13 protein-coding genes are annotated in these 14,352 nt (G+C 31.4%); 4 read left to right on the forward strand and 9 right to left on the reverse strand.

The genetic code is table 11. The annotated features are described in order from the left end of the window. Positions 1-22 precede the first annotated feature (22 nt). The 9 genes from B4A23_RS13165 to panB form a co-directional block, all read right to left on the reverse strand. Positions 23-2,770, reverse strand: coding sequence for a TonB-dependent receptor (locus B4A23_RS13165; RefSeq protein ID WP_291120685.1), 2,748 nt, complete (start codon positions 2,768-2,770; stop codon positions 23-25). Positions 2,771-2,866: 96 nt separating this feature from the next. Next, positions 2,867-3,643 (reverse strand): GLPGLI family protein, encoded by a 777-nt coding sequence (locus tag B4A23_RS13170; RefSeq protein WP_180905825.1) that lies wholly within the window; start codon positions 3,641-3,643, stop codon positions 2,867-2,869. Positions 3,644-3,781: 138 nt separating this feature from the next. Beyond that, positions 3,782-4,384 carry a bifunctional nicotinamidase/pyrazinamidase gene (gene pncA / locus B4A23_RS13175; RefSeq protein WP_114998876.1) on the reverse strand — a complete coding sequence of 201 codons (603 nt, stop codon included), beginning with the start codon at positions 4,382-4,384 and terminating at the stop codon, positions 3,782-3,784. A gap of 98 nt (positions 4,385-4,482) precedes the next feature. After that, a complete protein-coding gene (locus B4A23_RS13180; RefSeq protein WP_291120687.1) occupies positions 4,483-5,268 on the reverse strand; it encodes a GLPGLI family protein in 786 nt (261 codons plus the stop codon). Between the two features lie 70 nt (positions 5,269-5,338). Then, positions 5,339-6,121 carry a GLPGLI family protein gene (locus tag B4A23_RS13185; RefSeq protein WP_291120689.1) on the reverse strand — a complete coding sequence of 261 codons (783 nt, stop codon included), beginning with the start codon at positions 6,119-6,121 and terminating at the stop codon, positions 5,339-5,341. Positions 6,122-6,227: 106 nt separating this feature from the next. Beyond that, entirely contained in the window at positions 6,228-7,220 is a 993-nt protein-coding gene (locus tag B4A23_RS13190; RefSeq protein WP_291120691.1) for a glycosyltransferase family 2 protein, read from the reverse strand. Between the two features lie 12 nt (positions 7,221-7,232). Beyond that, positions 7,233-8,093, reverse strand: coding sequence for a lysophospholipid acyltransferase family protein (locus B4A23_RS13195; RefSeq protein WP_291120693.1), 861 nt, complete (start codon positions 8,091-8,093; stop codon positions 7,233-7,235). 24 nt (positions 8,094-8,117) lie between these two features. After that, on the reverse strand, positions 8,118-8,801 hold the full coding sequence (locus B4A23_RS13200; RefSeq protein WP_291120695.1) for an RluA family pseudouridine synthase: 684 nt from the start codon (positions 8,799-8,801) through the stop codon (positions 8,118-8,120). Between the two features lie 69 nt (positions 8,802-8,870). Continuing rightward, the gene (gene panB, locus B4A23_RS13205; RefSeq protein ID WP_038331097.1) at positions 8,871-9,686 is read right to left on the reverse strand and encodes a 3-methyl-2-oxobutanoate hydroxymethyltransferase; all 816 of its coding nucleotides are present in this window, start codon (positions 9,684-9,686) and stop codon (positions 8,871-8,873) included. A gap of 247 nt (positions 9,687-9,933) precedes the next feature. Here panB and B4A23_RS13210 point away from each other — a divergent pair, with 247 nt between their 5' ends. Genes B4A23_RS13210 through B4A23_RS13225 form a run of 4 tightly spaced genes read left to right on the forward strand, consistent with a single transcriptional unit; the run spans position 9,934 to position 14,351 of the window. After that, positions 9,934-11,100, forward strand: coding sequence for a nucleotide sugar dehydrogenase (locus B4A23_RS13210; protein ID WP_291120697.1), 1,167 nt, complete (start codon positions 9,934-9,936; stop codon positions 11,098-11,100). 21 nt (positions 11,101-11,121) lie between these two features. After that, on the forward strand, positions 11,122-12,168 hold the full coding sequence (gene rfbB / locus B4A23_RS13215) for a dTDP-glucose 4,6-dehydratase (RefSeq protein ID WP_291120699.1): 1,047 nt from the start codon (positions 11,122-11,124) through the stop codon (positions 12,166-12,168). 60 nt (positions 12,169-12,228) lie between these two features. Continuing rightward, on the forward strand, positions 12,229-13,089 hold the full coding sequence (locus tag B4A23_RS13220; RefSeq protein ID WP_291120702.1) for an ABC transporter permease: 861 nt from the start codon (positions 12,229-12,231) through the stop codon (positions 13,087-13,089). Positions 13,090-13,106: 17 nt separating this feature from the next. Then, on the forward strand, positions 13,107-14,351 hold the full coding sequence (locus B4A23_RS13225) for a polysaccharide ABC transporter ATP-binding protein (RefSeq protein WP_291120704.1): 1,245 nt from the start codon (positions 13,107-13,109) through the stop codon (positions 14,349-14,351). Position 14,352: the final 1 nt, after the last annotated feature.

The following is a 14,352-nucleotide window of genomic DNA, read 5'->3' on the forward strand; positions in this document are numbered from 1 at the left end:
GCGTTCAGATAAATTTTATGATTTAGAACTTATATCGTAAACTCACGATAAAATATCTTCCCAAAACATTTTTAGTTGTAGTCGATATGTAGTTATCATTAAATCCATTCGAAACAATTACGTTGTTTCCTAATAAGTTTCCACCTGTAAGAGTTAAATAAGTTTTCTTCGCAATATTATATCGTGCAGAAGCATTCCACTCTTTTGCTGTGTTTATTTCTACTCCATCGCGGTATTGTAAACGATAAGAGAAATCGGTCTGAACTAATAATTTACTTGTAGCGGACCAAGCAGCTTCCCCGTATGGACGCCAGTTCGTAAATTTCTGTTCAGATAATGATTGATATTTACTTAGGTTTAAATTAACCCCAGCCTTCAATTCAAATTTCTTTTTGAATGTAAACGAGTTCTCTAAATTATAAGTTTGGTTAAAACTTTTATTGTTTACATTGTTTAATTGATCATTTGTTACAACACCATTTTTGTATTCAATATTTCTTGTAATTGTATAATAATTAGAAGTAGAAATATTCCCTGTTAATCGTGCATTGTACCATTTAGCAAAACGCTTCCCAATCATGAAATATCCTGAATAAGTTTCTTGGTTATTACCAGAATTAATTAAGGTATTGAATTGATAGTTATTTACAATTGTATCGTTTCCAGAGATGATAAAATCACGGTTTAAAACAGATTGTGTTTGTATACTTTTTTCTTGTAACGTATAACTCAAATTCGCAAAAATATTAAAGAATGTGAACGAGTTAAAATGACTAAAATTAAGACTTGCTGTATGTGTCAAAGCTTGTCTTAAGTTTCTATTTCCATAGAAAATCGATTGATAACTTTGAATAGTGTACGAGTCATTAAAATCTTTTGTGTACGGATAGCTATAGTTTTGTGTATAACTAGCGCGAACACTTGTTGCATTGTTGAACTTGTATTGCAAATTCAGGTGAGGTAAAAATTTCGTTTCCGAACGATTTAGTTTTTCACCATCTTGGTATTTCGATTTCTCATTAAAGAACGAAACTCCAGCTCCCACATCTACTTGAAAGTTTCCTAGTTTCTTTGTCAACGTTACATCAGCAAAGGTCTCGTTGTAATCTAAATCTGTATTACTGATTAATGAATTATCATTCATTAATTTCTGAAAATCATAGATTTTATTCTCAAAATCTTGTGTACTAAAATTTGTTCCAACTTTTACTTTAAGATTAGATGTATTTGTCAACAAGTGATTGTAGATTCCATATAATTGAACAGTATTCAAAACAAAGTTTTGATCTTGATTGATATTATATTGATTATTTACTTGAGATAAATTTTTGAACAAATTAAAAGATGAGAACGGATTTGCTGTTGATAAAACATTGTAATCTGGCGTATCTTTTTGATATTGATGACGGAAATATAAACCAACATTATCATCGCGTCCAACTTTACGGATGTAAGATAAAGTTTGTGATAAAGAGTAATTCTTTTGTTCAGAATTTACATTTCTAAAGCTATTTTTTTGATCATTATAATAGCTATCAACCAATTGCTCGTTTTCGCTATCCAAATAATTAAAATTTAAGCGATATTTAATTTGTCCTTTATCATTCGGATTATAATCTAAACGCAAACGCGACATTCCCATCAAAATATTGCTCTTATTTTGTTCTTGATCAACAGTTGTATAAGGTGTTTCGATGTTATTGTAATAACGCTCAGATTTAGAATTGTAACGAATATTATTGGTATTAAGTAAACCAAAACCAGAGATTTTTAATTTCTTATTTGGTTCAACACCAAAATGCACAGCACCATTATAGGTATTCATAATCGGCGCATCATTTTTTGTCATCAGGTTTAGATTGTTCGAATTTCCTCTTAATGAATAAATACTTCCTTCAGAATTAAATTCAGAATACCCACCAAAGAAGCTCATATAATCATCTTGATCAAAAACTTGTTTCCCGAATGTATTAAAATCATTGATTAAAGTTCCGTCCGTTTTTTCTGAGAAATAGAAAATCTTTGCTTGCGCATCTGTATGTTTGTCCGCATCTCCACCTAACGTCACATTACCAAATGCAAGACGTTTCATATCATCTTTTAGTTCGATGTTTAACGAGAATTGTTCGTCATCTTCTTGTAAGGAAGAAGCAAAAGGATTTGATTTGAACTTAGTATTCAATTGAATTTTAGAAACTGCATCCGAAGGTAAATTTTTGTTCAATAATTTTTCGTTACCACCCAAAACTTCACGTCCACCAACTGTTACTTGCGACATAGGTTTACCTTTGTACATTACCTTTCCATTTTGAACTTCAATTCCAGGTAATTTTTTAAGGATATCTTCTAATGTTTCCTCATTTCCAACTTTGAAAGAATCTGCATCAAACTCAATTGTATCACCTTTTACTTTGATAGCTTGTTGAGCTTTTATAATTGTTTCTTTTAAAGAAATTTCTTTTCCTTGTTTTAGCTTTATTTTTTTGTTGACATTTTCAGTCAAATCAACATTTTCTACATATGTTTCGTAACCAGCTTGCTCAATTTCGATATCATATTTTTGTCCACATGGCAATTTGAATTCAAATTCACCCATGTTACTTGTAAAAACAAAACCTTTTCCTTCGTTTTTACTATCAAAAATAGAGACAGAAGCATCTGTAACAGGAATTCCAGTATCATTTGCAACAGATCCTTTCAATTTACATTCTTGTGCAAATGAGATTTGAGCAGCAGAAGTAAATAAAATTAGATAGAGTAATTTCTTCATATGTATTTTTTAGTTGATGACTCAAAATAGAGTTTTTTGTAAAACACATCTATTTATGTGTTAGAAACAGATGTGTTTTATATTTTGTTTAATGAATTATTGGGTGTCTACACCGCTATTCATCATTTCTTTCATCTTTTTCTGCATATCTTCCATAATTTTCATGAATTGATTATGCGTTACAGTTTCACCTTTTGTAGGAATGTTAACTTTTAATTCTTTATCCGAAAGTTTTAATTCTTTTAATGTGAAAATCATTGTTGTTCCTTGGTAATCAAATTGAGCTTTTACAATTAAACCAGGTAAGCCAGCTAAAGAAGTTGGTCCATCTTTTATTGGAATTTCTGGAGCAAACCAAGCCGTTACAGGAATAGAATCCATCATAACACCTTCTGCTTTTGTTGCTTTATATCCAGCAATATCAGTTTTCTCACGAGAAATTTTCCATTTGTAATCAGGAATTTGATCTTTAATCAAATATTGTTTTGTCCCCATATCAACTTCTTTGTAATACAAATTTGGAGTTACAGTAAAGTCTTTATAAGTTGGTTTATTATCGAAAGTTGCCATTTGTTGAGCAATCATTCCTCCTTGAGATTGAGCATTTCCTACTTTTTGTTCTAATACAAAAGTTGATTGTTTTGAATTACTTTTTAAGAAATAGTTCATGAAAACACCAGCGTCAATTTCAGCTTTCAACATTGGGCCAACTTGTGAACGATATTGTTGAGGAACTTGTGCCATTGTTTTGTCATAATCCAATTTCATTTCGCAAACATAAGTTGCATCGATATTTTGTGTTTTATTGTCTTGTGCGATAGAAACTGTAGTTGTGATAATTCCTAAGGCAAATGTTAAGATTGCTTTTTTCATAATTGTTGTATTTGTCTAATTAGTCTGCTTTTGTAGACTAATGTTACAGATATTTTTTGAATTTATTCTAAAAATAAAATGTCATTCAAAAAGTTAAGGATTTTCAAATGACATTTTTATCTAGCGATTTATTTTTTTTTATAATAAATACGTCGAGACATTTCCTCCTTTTTTGATAAAATCTTCTTTCAATTCATCAAAAAGTTCTTGGTTAATAGCCTTTGTTGTTCCTTCTAAAATATATGTCGTATAACCTAATGCCAAAGCATCTTTTGCCGTATAATACACACAATAATCAGCTGCTAGACCGCATATGTATACACTTGTTACATTATGATCTTTCAAAAATCCATTTAGCCCTGTTGGATTCTTTTTATTCACATCAAAAAAAGCACTATACGAATCAACTTCTGGATTCATACCTTTTCGGATGATTGCACTTATTTTATTTTGCTTGATATCTTTGTGTATTTCTGCTCCTTTAGTGCCTTGTACACAATGATCTGGCCATAAAACTTGACGATTTCCACCTAATTCGATTACATCAAAAGGTTGTTTATCTGTGTGTTGCGAAGCAAAACTTTTGTGATTTGCTGGATGCCAATCTTGCGTTGCCACAACAACATCATACTTTTCTTGCAATTTATTTATGCGTTCGATAATTTTATCTCCATCATTCACAGCCAACGAACCTCCTGGTAAAAAATCGTACTGCATATCTACGATGATTAAAGCTTTCATAGTATTTTATTTCTTAAGATTAATTTAGAATTAAATATAAGTTTTATAATATGAAATTGAACCAATTTTTATGAAAATTAATCGAATTTTAAGAAACCTTAATCTCGTTTATTTACACCAGAATTTCTCATTTCTTCGAAACGTGAGCGTTGTTCTTGCATTAATTTATCAAATTCTGCTTGCGAAATAGCACCTTTATCTTTTGGTTTTTCGATTGGTTTTGTATTTGTTGATGTTTTGATATCTGTCAAAGAAATAATTTTAGAACCTTTAAACATTCCTCTGTTAATTTCTGTTTGTACTTCTGCGATTAAACCTGGTAATCCCCAATAATTTTCTGGACCAGTTTTATATTTCAATGTTGGAATGTACCAAACTGTTGTTTGAACACTATCAATAATAGCGGTTGCTTTTTTAGCTTCATTCCCTAAAATTATTTTCGTTTCGCGTGTTAATTTCCAATCAAAATTTTGCAAAGAATCTTTTACAACATAACTTTTTCCCATCATGTTTTGTTCTTTTAAAAGCAAATGATTTGTACTATTTTTATAAATATTATCTCCATTCATCGACATCATTCGCATTCCGCCTCCACGTGGACCTCTTATTCCTTGACTTTGATCGTTTGATATTTTTTCAACCATTTTATACAAAGATTCATCTTCCAAAATAGTCAACTTAGCTTCTTGCGGCTCTTGAATATTTTTCTTGAATTGCTCTTGCATTTCTTTTGACATCGTACGTCCATTGCCACCTCCCGGAGGTTGAAACGTAAAATCGTCTGGCAAAATAATACGCGTTGTGTACGAAATTTCTACTTTTTCTTGTTGCGCAAAGGCCGAAAAACTAAATAGTAAAACAAAAACTGAAATTATTTTTTTCATTTTAAATGTGATTATAGCTTTTAGACAAGAAATAGTATAAAATGTTTAATGAAGGATGAAAATATTTTCTTTAATCCTTACTAACACCTTCAGAGCTCATCTGTTTTAGCCTTTCCATTGCTTTTTCACTTAACGCTTTATATTCTTCGTTGGTGATTGTATTTTTATCTTTTGGCTTTTCAATTGGTTTTAGATTTGGGACTTCTTTGACTTCTGTTGCACGAATAGTGCTACTTTCGATTCCTTTATTTTTTGAGTTTTTGATTTCGACTTCTAATATCAAACCAGGCAAACCATTGTAAATTCCAGGTCCATCTTTTATTGCAATACTTGGAGCATACCACGCAGTTACAGTTGTTGTGCTATCTACAATTGCGGTTGCTTTTTTGACATCAAAACCAATTAATTTCTTTGTTTCGCGTGTTAATTGCCATTTGTATTCGGTTAATTTATCTTTTATTGTATAAGTTTTGTCAAATGATTTTACACTTTTCAAATAATTTTTTGTAGTTAAATTTTTGAATAAACCATTTCCTGAATCTCCAAAACTCATCGAAACTCTCATTCCATTTCCTCCTTGTTGATTATCTATTTTTTCGACTTTATTATAAGATGATTCGTTTTCATTGATTGTTAAGATAAAATCTTTTGGCTCTTGCATATTCTTAATCATGTCATTGTAAACATCGGTCGGAATTGTGCTTTCTTTACCATTTGTAGAAAATTTTACAGAACCTTTAAATTCTTCTGCATTTACTTTTACAATCTCTTGATAATTCACTTCAAGCTTTTGTGCAAAAGAAATAGTGGTAAGTAGAACGAAATAAGTAAATAATGTAACTATTTTTTTCATTGTAGTTTGATTTGTTCTACAATGATAGTAATATTTTTATATTCTACAATAATAGAATTAAAAATTTATATAAATTTTAAGAAATGATTTAATATTTGAAGACAGATTATTTTAAATCCTTAAAGTACTGACGTTTTTGTATGAAATACTGAAATGGCAATAATTCTTTATCCGAATAATTTTTAATTTGATGTTGTTGACGTTTTTTATACATTTTTATAAAACCAAAATAAAAATGCATATGTGATAAGAAAACAGCCCAAACATGTGGAAGTCCTTGTTTTGGTAAAAAGGCAACAGCAGCAATTCCATCCATAGAAAGACGAGTGAAAAGCATCGGAAAAAGTTTGTTTGTAGGTAGATTTTTAAGCATCATCCACAAACTATTTCGGTAATTTAGATACCATTTTTTTGGATTGGCTTTATCCAAAGTTGCTCCGCCCAAATGATAAACAGTAGATTCTCCACAATAATAAATTTTTCGCCCAGCATTGTTTAATCGCCAACACAAATCGATTTCTTCCATGTGTGCAAAGAATTCTTCGTCAAAACCATTTTGTTCAAAGAAATCTTTTTTTCGAATGAATAAACTAGCACCCGTAGCCCAAAAAATTTGTGTGGTATCGTTGTATTGTCCATTGTCTTTTTCTAAAGTTGAAAAAACACGTCCTCGACAAAATGGATAACCAAATTTATCAATGAAACCTCCTCCAGCACCGGCATATTCAAAATATTCTTTGTTTTTGTAGTCTAATATTTTGGGTTGAATTGCGGCGATATCTGGATTGTTGTCAAATAATTTTTCAATTGGTTCTATCCAATTTTTAGTTACTTCGACATCCGAATTTAATAAACAGAAATATTCTGCATCAATTTTTTTTAAACCTTCGTTATAGCCTTGTGCAAAACCATAATTTCCTTTGTTCTGAATGATTTTGACAGAAGGGAATTGAGTTGTCAACAATTCGATAGAGTTGTCAGTCGACGCATTATCAATTACATAAATTGTTGCGTTTTTAGAATTGTTAATAACCGAAGGTAAAAATTGAGGCAATAATTTTTCGCCATTCCAATTTAGGATTGCAATTGCTGTTTTCATGAATATTTAAAATTACAAATCGGCATATTTCCAACGTTTGTGGCTCCAAAGCCAATTATCTGGATGTTGTTGAATGGTTTGTTCTAAATGATGAAAAAATTGATGAACAATTTCATTTTCTTCAAATTTTTCTTGTTGAGGTTGTAGTCGAATAAAAGTTGTGTGATAATGACCGCGTTTTATTTTCTCGGTTTGACAAAAGACAACAGCCATGTCTTTGCGGCGTGCAATTTTATCAAAACCATTAAAAACAGGTGTTCTTTGATTGAGGAAATCAATAAAATAGTGAACAGCCGATTGTTTTGGACTTTGATCTGCGACAAATAAATAGGCTAATTCTCCATCATTTGGAGCTTTCATCATAAAACGCAACACATCTTTCATGTCTAATGCTTTTGTACCAAAACGACCACGCATAGCGTTGATTTTATAGTTCCAAAAAGGGTTTCTAATTTTATGATAAACGGCTGCACTTTCTTTTGTTGGTAAATGTTTTACCGTTCCAATAAACCATTCCCAATTGAAAATATGCCCACACATCATCATGACATCTCGTTTTTCACTTTTTATTTCATTAAAAATGTCGAGATTAGAATATGTAAATCGTTTGTCCAATTCTTCTTGAGAAATAGAAAAACTTTTTAAAGTTTCAACTAAATAATCACAAAAATTTGCATAAAATTTTTTGTGAATGGTTTTGATTTCTTCTTGAGATTTTTCGGGAAAAGAGTTTTCTAAATTTGTTCTAATGACACGTCTTCTATAACCAATAACCGTGTACAACAGAAAGAACAGAAAATCCGAGAATCTGTATAAAACCGAAAGAGGTAAACGTGAAATTTGATAAATTATGAAATAAAAAATGCTATTCATTTGACAAACAAATAAGCGACAAATTTACGAATTAAATTTGTTCGTTGCTTGCCAAATTGCATCTTTCGGAACTGGAGCTACAATTGTCATTTCTTCTTTTTTGACAGGATGTTCAAATGTAATGCGATGCGCATGTAAACAAATGCTTCCGTCAGGATTAGAACGCTTCGCACCGTATTTCAAATCACCTTTGATAGGACAACCAACAGAAGAGAGTTGCGCGCGAATTTGATGCGAACGACCTGTAAATAACTTCACTTCGACACAATGAAAAGAATCTAAAGCGCCTAAATAAGTGTATTCTAAAATTGCTTTTTTTGCATCAGCAGTAGGTTTAGAATAAACTGTTGTTTTATTATTTTTAGGATTTTTCTTTAGATAATGTTCTAATCTTTCGAAGTCTTTTGGTGGTTTGCTTTGTACAATAGCACGGTAAACTTTGTCAATATTTCGTTTCTGAAACATTTCGTTCATTCGTGTTAAAGCTTTCGAAGTTTTAGCAAAAATCAACACACCAGAAGTTGGACGATCCAAACGATGCACCAACCCTAAGAAAACATTTCCAGGTTTATTATCGCGTTCTTTTATATAGTTCTTTAGACTATCGATAAGAGGAATGTCGCCTGTTTCGTCTCCTTGTGCTAATTCGCCTGCTTTTTTGTTGATGATTAACAAATGATTATCTTCGAATAAAATTTCTGGATTCATGTTTGAGTTTTAAGTGATGAGTTTTGAGTTATGAGAAGAAACTCAAAACCCAAAACTTTCAACTAAAATTTAATATTGTTCATTCACATTTGGAAAGTCGCCCGATTTTACATCAGCAACATATTGTCCAACAGCTTGATGAATTTGATCTTCTAAGTTTAAATATTTACGAACAAATTTTGGTTTGAATTCGTTGTTTAATCCCAACATATCATGTACAACTAAAACTTGTCCGTCGCAACCAGCTCCTGCTCCAATTCCAATTGTAGGGATATTAACAGAGGCTGTTACTTTAGCAGCTAAATCAGCTGGAATTTTTTCCATTACTAATGAAAAACATCCTAATTCTTCTAATAATTTAGCATCACTAATTAATTTTTCTGCTTCCGCATCTTCTTTTGCACGTACTTTATATGAACCAAATTGGTAAATAGATTGTGGCGTAAGACCTAAGTGTCCCATAACAGGAATACCAGCATTTACGATACGACGAATAGATTCTTCGATTTCTTTTCCACCTTCTAATTTGATCGCATGTGCACCAGATTCTTTCATGATTCGAACAGAAGATTCTAAGGCTTTTTGCGGATCAGATTGATAAGTTCCGAAAGGTAAATCAACAACAACCAAAGCGCGTTTAGCTCCACGAACCACGCATTGCGCATGGTAAATCATTTGATCCAAAGTAATTGGTAAAGTAGTTTCGTGACCAGCCATTACATTAGCAGCAGAATCACCAACTAAAATAACTTCAGTTCCAGCCGCATCTACAAGCGAAGCGATTGTAAAATCGTAAGCCGTTAACATCGAAATTTTTTCTCCGGTAAATTTCATGTTACGCACAGTTTCGGTAGTGATACGTTTGATTTCTTTATTTACAGACATTACGTTTATATTTTTAACTTTTGTAAAGTTAATTTGAATATTAAGACAGAACTAATTTTGACTGAAATTTTTTCCAGTTTGACAAATGAAGAAGAAGATAAACGGTTAGTTAAAAATGAAATAACAATTTTTACAATTTTATAAACGTAAATATAATTGTCTATTTGCTCATTTTTAGTAAATTGGTGTTCGAATTGAGAGAATTTCACTAAATTTGTTCTCTTAAACTAATTTTAAATAACCAAAAATGAAAATAGCAATAGTGGGAACAGGCTACGTTGGTCTGTCTAACGCAATTTTATTGGCTCAGCATAATGAGGTAGTGGCGTTAGATGTTGTTCCAGAAAAGATTGCAATGCTCAATGCAAAAAAATCTCCAATTGAAGATAAAGAAATTATAGATTTTTTGCAGAATAAGGAGCTTAATTTTCTTGCGACTTTAGACAAAGAAACTGCGTATACAAATGCAGAATATGTGATTGTTGCAACGCCTACGGACTACGATCCAAAAACAAACTATTTTAATACATCAAGTGTAGAATCGGTTATAAAGGATGTCAAACAATATAATCCGAATGCTGTAGTTATTATAAAATCGACAGTTCCAGTTGGTTTTGTTGAAGATTTAAAATCACGATTAGAATATCAAAATATTATTTTTTCTCCTGAATTTTTGCGAGAAGGAAAAGCTTTATACGACAATTTGTATCCATCAAGAATTATTATTGGTGAACAAAGCGAAAGAGCAGAAGTTTTTGCGAATTTGTTAAAAGAAGGAGCAGTTAAGAAAGATATTCCGACGTTGTTTACACATTCAACCGAAGCAGAAGCAATCAAATTATTTTCGAATACCTATTTAGCTTTGCGTGTCGCTTATTTTAATGAGTTAGATAGCTATGCACAAACATTCAACTTGGATAGTAAACAAATTATCGAAGGAGTTGGTTTAGATCCTCGTATCGGTTCGCATTACAACAATCCATCGTTTGGTTATGGTGGATATTGTTTGCCAAAAGATACGAAGCAATTATTGGCTAATTATGATGCAGTTCCGAATAATATTATTCAAGCAATTGTTGATGCAAACAGAACGCGAAAAGATTTTATTGCTGATTCTATCATCGCTAAAAATCCTAAGAAAGTTGGTGTTTACCGCTTAATTATGAAATCAGGTTCGGATAATTTTAGAGCATCTGCGATTCAAGGAGTAATGAAACGTATCAAAGCAAAAGGAATTGAAGTGGTGGTTTATGAACCAGTTCTGAAAGAAGATTCTTTCTTTGGATCGAAAGTGATGAGTGATTTTGAAGCTTTTAAACAAGAATGTGATGTGATTATTTCGAATAGAAATGCACCTGAATTGGCTGACGTGAAAGAGAAAGTTTATACGCGCGATTTGTTTGGAAACGATTAAAAATAACAACTATAAAATACTATGAAAACTATTTTAATTACAGGTGGAGCTGGATTTATCGGTTCTCACGTTGTAAGAGAATTTGTCTTAAAATATCCTGAAACGAAGATTATAAACCTTGATGCATTGACGTATGCTGGAAATTTAGAGAATTTGAAAGATATCGAAAGTAAATCAAATTACGAATTCGTAAAAGCTGATATTACTGACGCAAAACATATATTAGAAGTTTTTGAAAAACATCAACCAGATGGTGTTATTCATTTAGCTGCTGAATCTCACGTAGATCGTTCTATCGCAAATCCGTTAGAATTTGTGATGACGAATGTGATTGGAACAGTAAACTTATTGAATGCAGCAAAAACGATTTGGAACAATAATTTCGAAGGAAAACGTTTTCATCATGTTTCGACAGATGAGGTTTTTGGAGCTTTGGGTGATGAAGGATTCTTTACGGAAGAAACTTCTTACGATCCGCATTCACCATATTCGGCATCAAAAGCATCTTCAGATCATTTTGTGAGAGCATATCATGATACTTATGGTTTACCAATTGTGATGACAAATTGTTCGAATAATTATGGGCCAAATCATTTTCCAGAAAAATTAATTCCGTTGTGTATTCATAATATTTTGAATGGAAATCCACTTCCAATTTATGGAGATGGAAAATATACGCGCGATTGGTTATTTGTAATTGATCATGCAAAAGCGATTGATTTAGTTTTCCATGAAGGAAAAAATGGAGGTTCTTACAATGTAGGAGGTTTCAACGAATGGAAAAATATCGATTTGGTAAAAGAATTGTGTAAACAAATGGACGAAAAATTGGGTAAAGAAGCGGGAACTTCAGAACAATTAATCACATTTGTGAAAGATCGTCCAGGACATGATTTACGTTATGCAATTGATGCGACTAAAATCAACGAAGAATTAGGCTGGAAACCAAGTGTGACGTTTGAACAAGGTTTGAGTCTAACAATTGATTGGTTTTTATCAAACAAAGAATGGCTAGACAATGTAACATCTGGAGATTACCAAAATTATTACGAAAAACAATATAATTAAATAGTTTTAGGTTCTGGAAAAAGAACCTAAAATTTTAAACAACCTAAATTTATTTATTTTATGAGTTTAAACTCAGAAACAAATCAAAGTTGGTCTAACGTAATTACTTCAAAAAATAGTTTATTTTCTTTAAATTTAAAAGAAGTTTGGCGTTACCGAGATTTGGTTTATATGTTAGTGAAACGTGATTTTATTACGTCTTTCAAACAGACTATATTGGGGCCAATTTGGTTTTTTATCAATCCCATTTTTACTACTGTAATGTATGTCATTATTTTTGGAAATGTAGCAGGTTTATCAACTGATGGAACTCCAAAAATGGCTTTTTACTTGGCAGGTGTTACTCTATGGAATTATTTTGCATCTTGTCTTACAGGAACAGCTTCTGTTTTTAGAGGGAATGCTTCTATTTTTGGAAAAGTTTACTTTCCTCGTTTGGTCATGCCGCTTTCTGTTGTAACGTCTAACTTAATGCGATTCGCTGTTCAGTTCACATTATTTATTATAGTTGTGTTGTATTATTATTTTACTGGTGCATCTATAGAACCAAATATGTGGTTATTAGCAACACCATTCTTAATTATTTTAATGGCTGCATTTGCGCTAGGAACAGGAATGATTTTATCATCTTTGACAACTAAATATCAAGATGTGAATATGTTATTAGGATTTGGAGTTTCATTGGCAATGTACGCGACACCAGTAATTATGCCTTTATCATCTTTTCCTGATAAATACAGATGGTTAGTTGAATTAAATCCTTTAACAGGAATTTTTGAATGTTTCAAATATGGATTTTTAGGTAAAGGAGATTTTACAATTGGATTATTAGGTTATTCAACGTTGGTAATTTTTGTTCTTTTAGTTATTGGAGCATTGATTTTCAATAAAGTTGAAAAATCATTTATGGATACTGTTTAATTTTTTAGAATTTAATTATGTCAAAAAATATAGTTTTAGATGTTGAAAATGTTTCAAAACAGTATCGTTTAGGAGAGGTCGGAACTGGGACATTGCAGCATGATATCAAACGTTGGTGGGCAAATATAAGAGGACAAGAAGATCCTTTTCTTAAGATTGGTGAAACTAACGATCGTACACAAAAAGGAGATTCTGATTACGTTTGGTCGCTAAAAGATATTAACTTTCAAATAGAGCAAGGACAAGCTGTTGGGATTATTGGTCGCAATGGAGCAGGTAAATCGACATTGTTGAAATTACTTTCTCGCGTTACAAAGCCAACAACAGGGTCTATAAAATACAAAGGAAGAATTGCTTCTTTGTTAGAAGTTGGTACAGGTTTCCATCCTGAAATGACAGGTCGTGAAAATATTTATCTCAACGGGGCTATTCTTGGAATGACACGTAAAGAAATTATACGTAAGTTCGATGAAATTGTTGATTTTGCAGGTGTAGAACGTTATATAGATACACCAGTAAAACGCTATTCATCTGGAATGTATGTTCGTCTTGCTTTTGCTGTTGCTGCGCATTTGGAGTCAGAAATTCTGATTGTTGATGAGGTTCTTGCTGTTGGAGATGCCGAATTTCAAAAGAAATGTCTCGGGAAAATGGGTGATGTAACCAAAGGAGAAGGTCGTACTATTTTGTTTGTGAGCCATAATATGGCAGCGATTCAAAACTTATGTGATTATGGTATTCTTCTTGAAAATGGAAAGATGAAATGTTCTGATACAATAACTAAAGTTATATCTCTATATTCATCAATGAATATTTCATCTGAAAATGTTATTCCAAATGATTATAAAAAAGTGTATTTGAAAAATTTGCAGATATATTCAAATAATCAATTAGGAGCTATTTGTGGAGCTGAAATAAGGTTTGAAATTAATGTGTTTTCCAAAGAAAATTTAACAGATGTAGTTATAGGTATTGGTATTAATGATCATGCTGGAACAAGAATATTAACTCCTTTTTCATTACAATTTAATAAAAAATATAATTTAAAATCAGGAGATAATATTATATCCTGTATTATTTCTGAATTTCCTTTAAAATTAGGTGTTTATAATTTAGAAATTTATATAGGTACTCCAGAAAAGGTGTTTGATTATTACGATAAAGGATTGTTAATGAAGGTTGAGGCTTTTGATGAAGATTATATTAAAATTATTCCAGAAGAGTCACAAGGAAGTGTAATATTAAAACAAAAATGGATATAAA

Source organism: Empedobacter sp. UBA7248 (assembly GCF_002472945.1).
Classification (GTDB): domain Bacteria; phylum Bacteroidota; class Bacteroidia; order Flavobacteriales; family Weeksellaceae; genus Empedobacter; species Empedobacter falsenii_C.

Bases quoted from the DNA above. Each gene is read 5' to 3' on its own strand.
- panB (WP_038331097.1), bottom strand. From the start codon at position 9,686: ATGTCTGTAAATAAAGAAATCAAACGTATCACTACCGAAACTGTGCGT.
- B4A23_RS13220 (WP_291120702.1), top strand. From the start codon at position 12,229: ATGAGTTTAAACTCAGAAACAAATCAAAGTTGGTCTAACGTAATTACT.
- B4A23_RS13225 (WP_291120704.1), top strand. From the start codon at position 13,107: ATGTCAAAAAATATAGTTTTAGATGTTGAAAATGTTTCAAAACAGTAT.
- pncA (WP_114998876.1), bottom strand. From the start codon at position 4,384: ATGAAAGCTTTAATCATCGTAGATATGCAGTACGATTTTTTACCAGGA.
- B4A23_RS13165 (WP_291120685.1), bottom strand. From the start codon at position 2,770: ATGAAGAAATTACTCTATCTAATTTTATTTACTTCTGCTGCTCAAATC.
- B4A23_RS13200 (WP_291120695.1), bottom strand. From the start codon at position 8,801: ATGAATCCAGAAATTTTATTCGAAGATAATCATTTGTTAATCATCAAC.
- rfbB (WP_291120699.1), top strand. From the start codon at position 11,122: ATGAAAACTATTTTAATTACAGGTGGAGCTGGATTTATCGGTTCTCAC.
- B4A23_RS13210 (WP_291120697.1), top strand. From the start codon at position 9,934: ATGAAAATAGCAATAGTGGGAACAGGCTACGTTGGTCTGTCTAACGCA.
- B4A23_RS13185 (WP_291120689.1), bottom strand. From the start codon at position 6,121: ATGAAAAAAATAGTTACATTATTTACTTATTTCGTTCTACTTACCACT.
- B4A23_RS13190 (WP_291120691.1), bottom strand. From the start codon at position 7,220: ATGAAAACAGCAATTGCAATCCTAAATTGGAATGGCGAAAAATTATTG.
- B4A23_RS13180 (WP_291120687.1), bottom strand. From the start codon at position 5,268: ATGAAAAAAATAATTTCAGTTTTTGTTTTACTATTTAGTTTTTCGGCC.
- B4A23_RS13195 (WP_291120693.1), bottom strand. From the start codon at position 8,093: ATGAATAGCATTTTTTATTTCATAATTTATCAAATTTCACGTTTACCT.
- B4A23_RS13170 (WP_180905825.1), bottom strand. From the start codon at position 3,643: ATGAAAAAAGCAATCTTAACATTTGCCTTAGGAATTATCACAACTACA.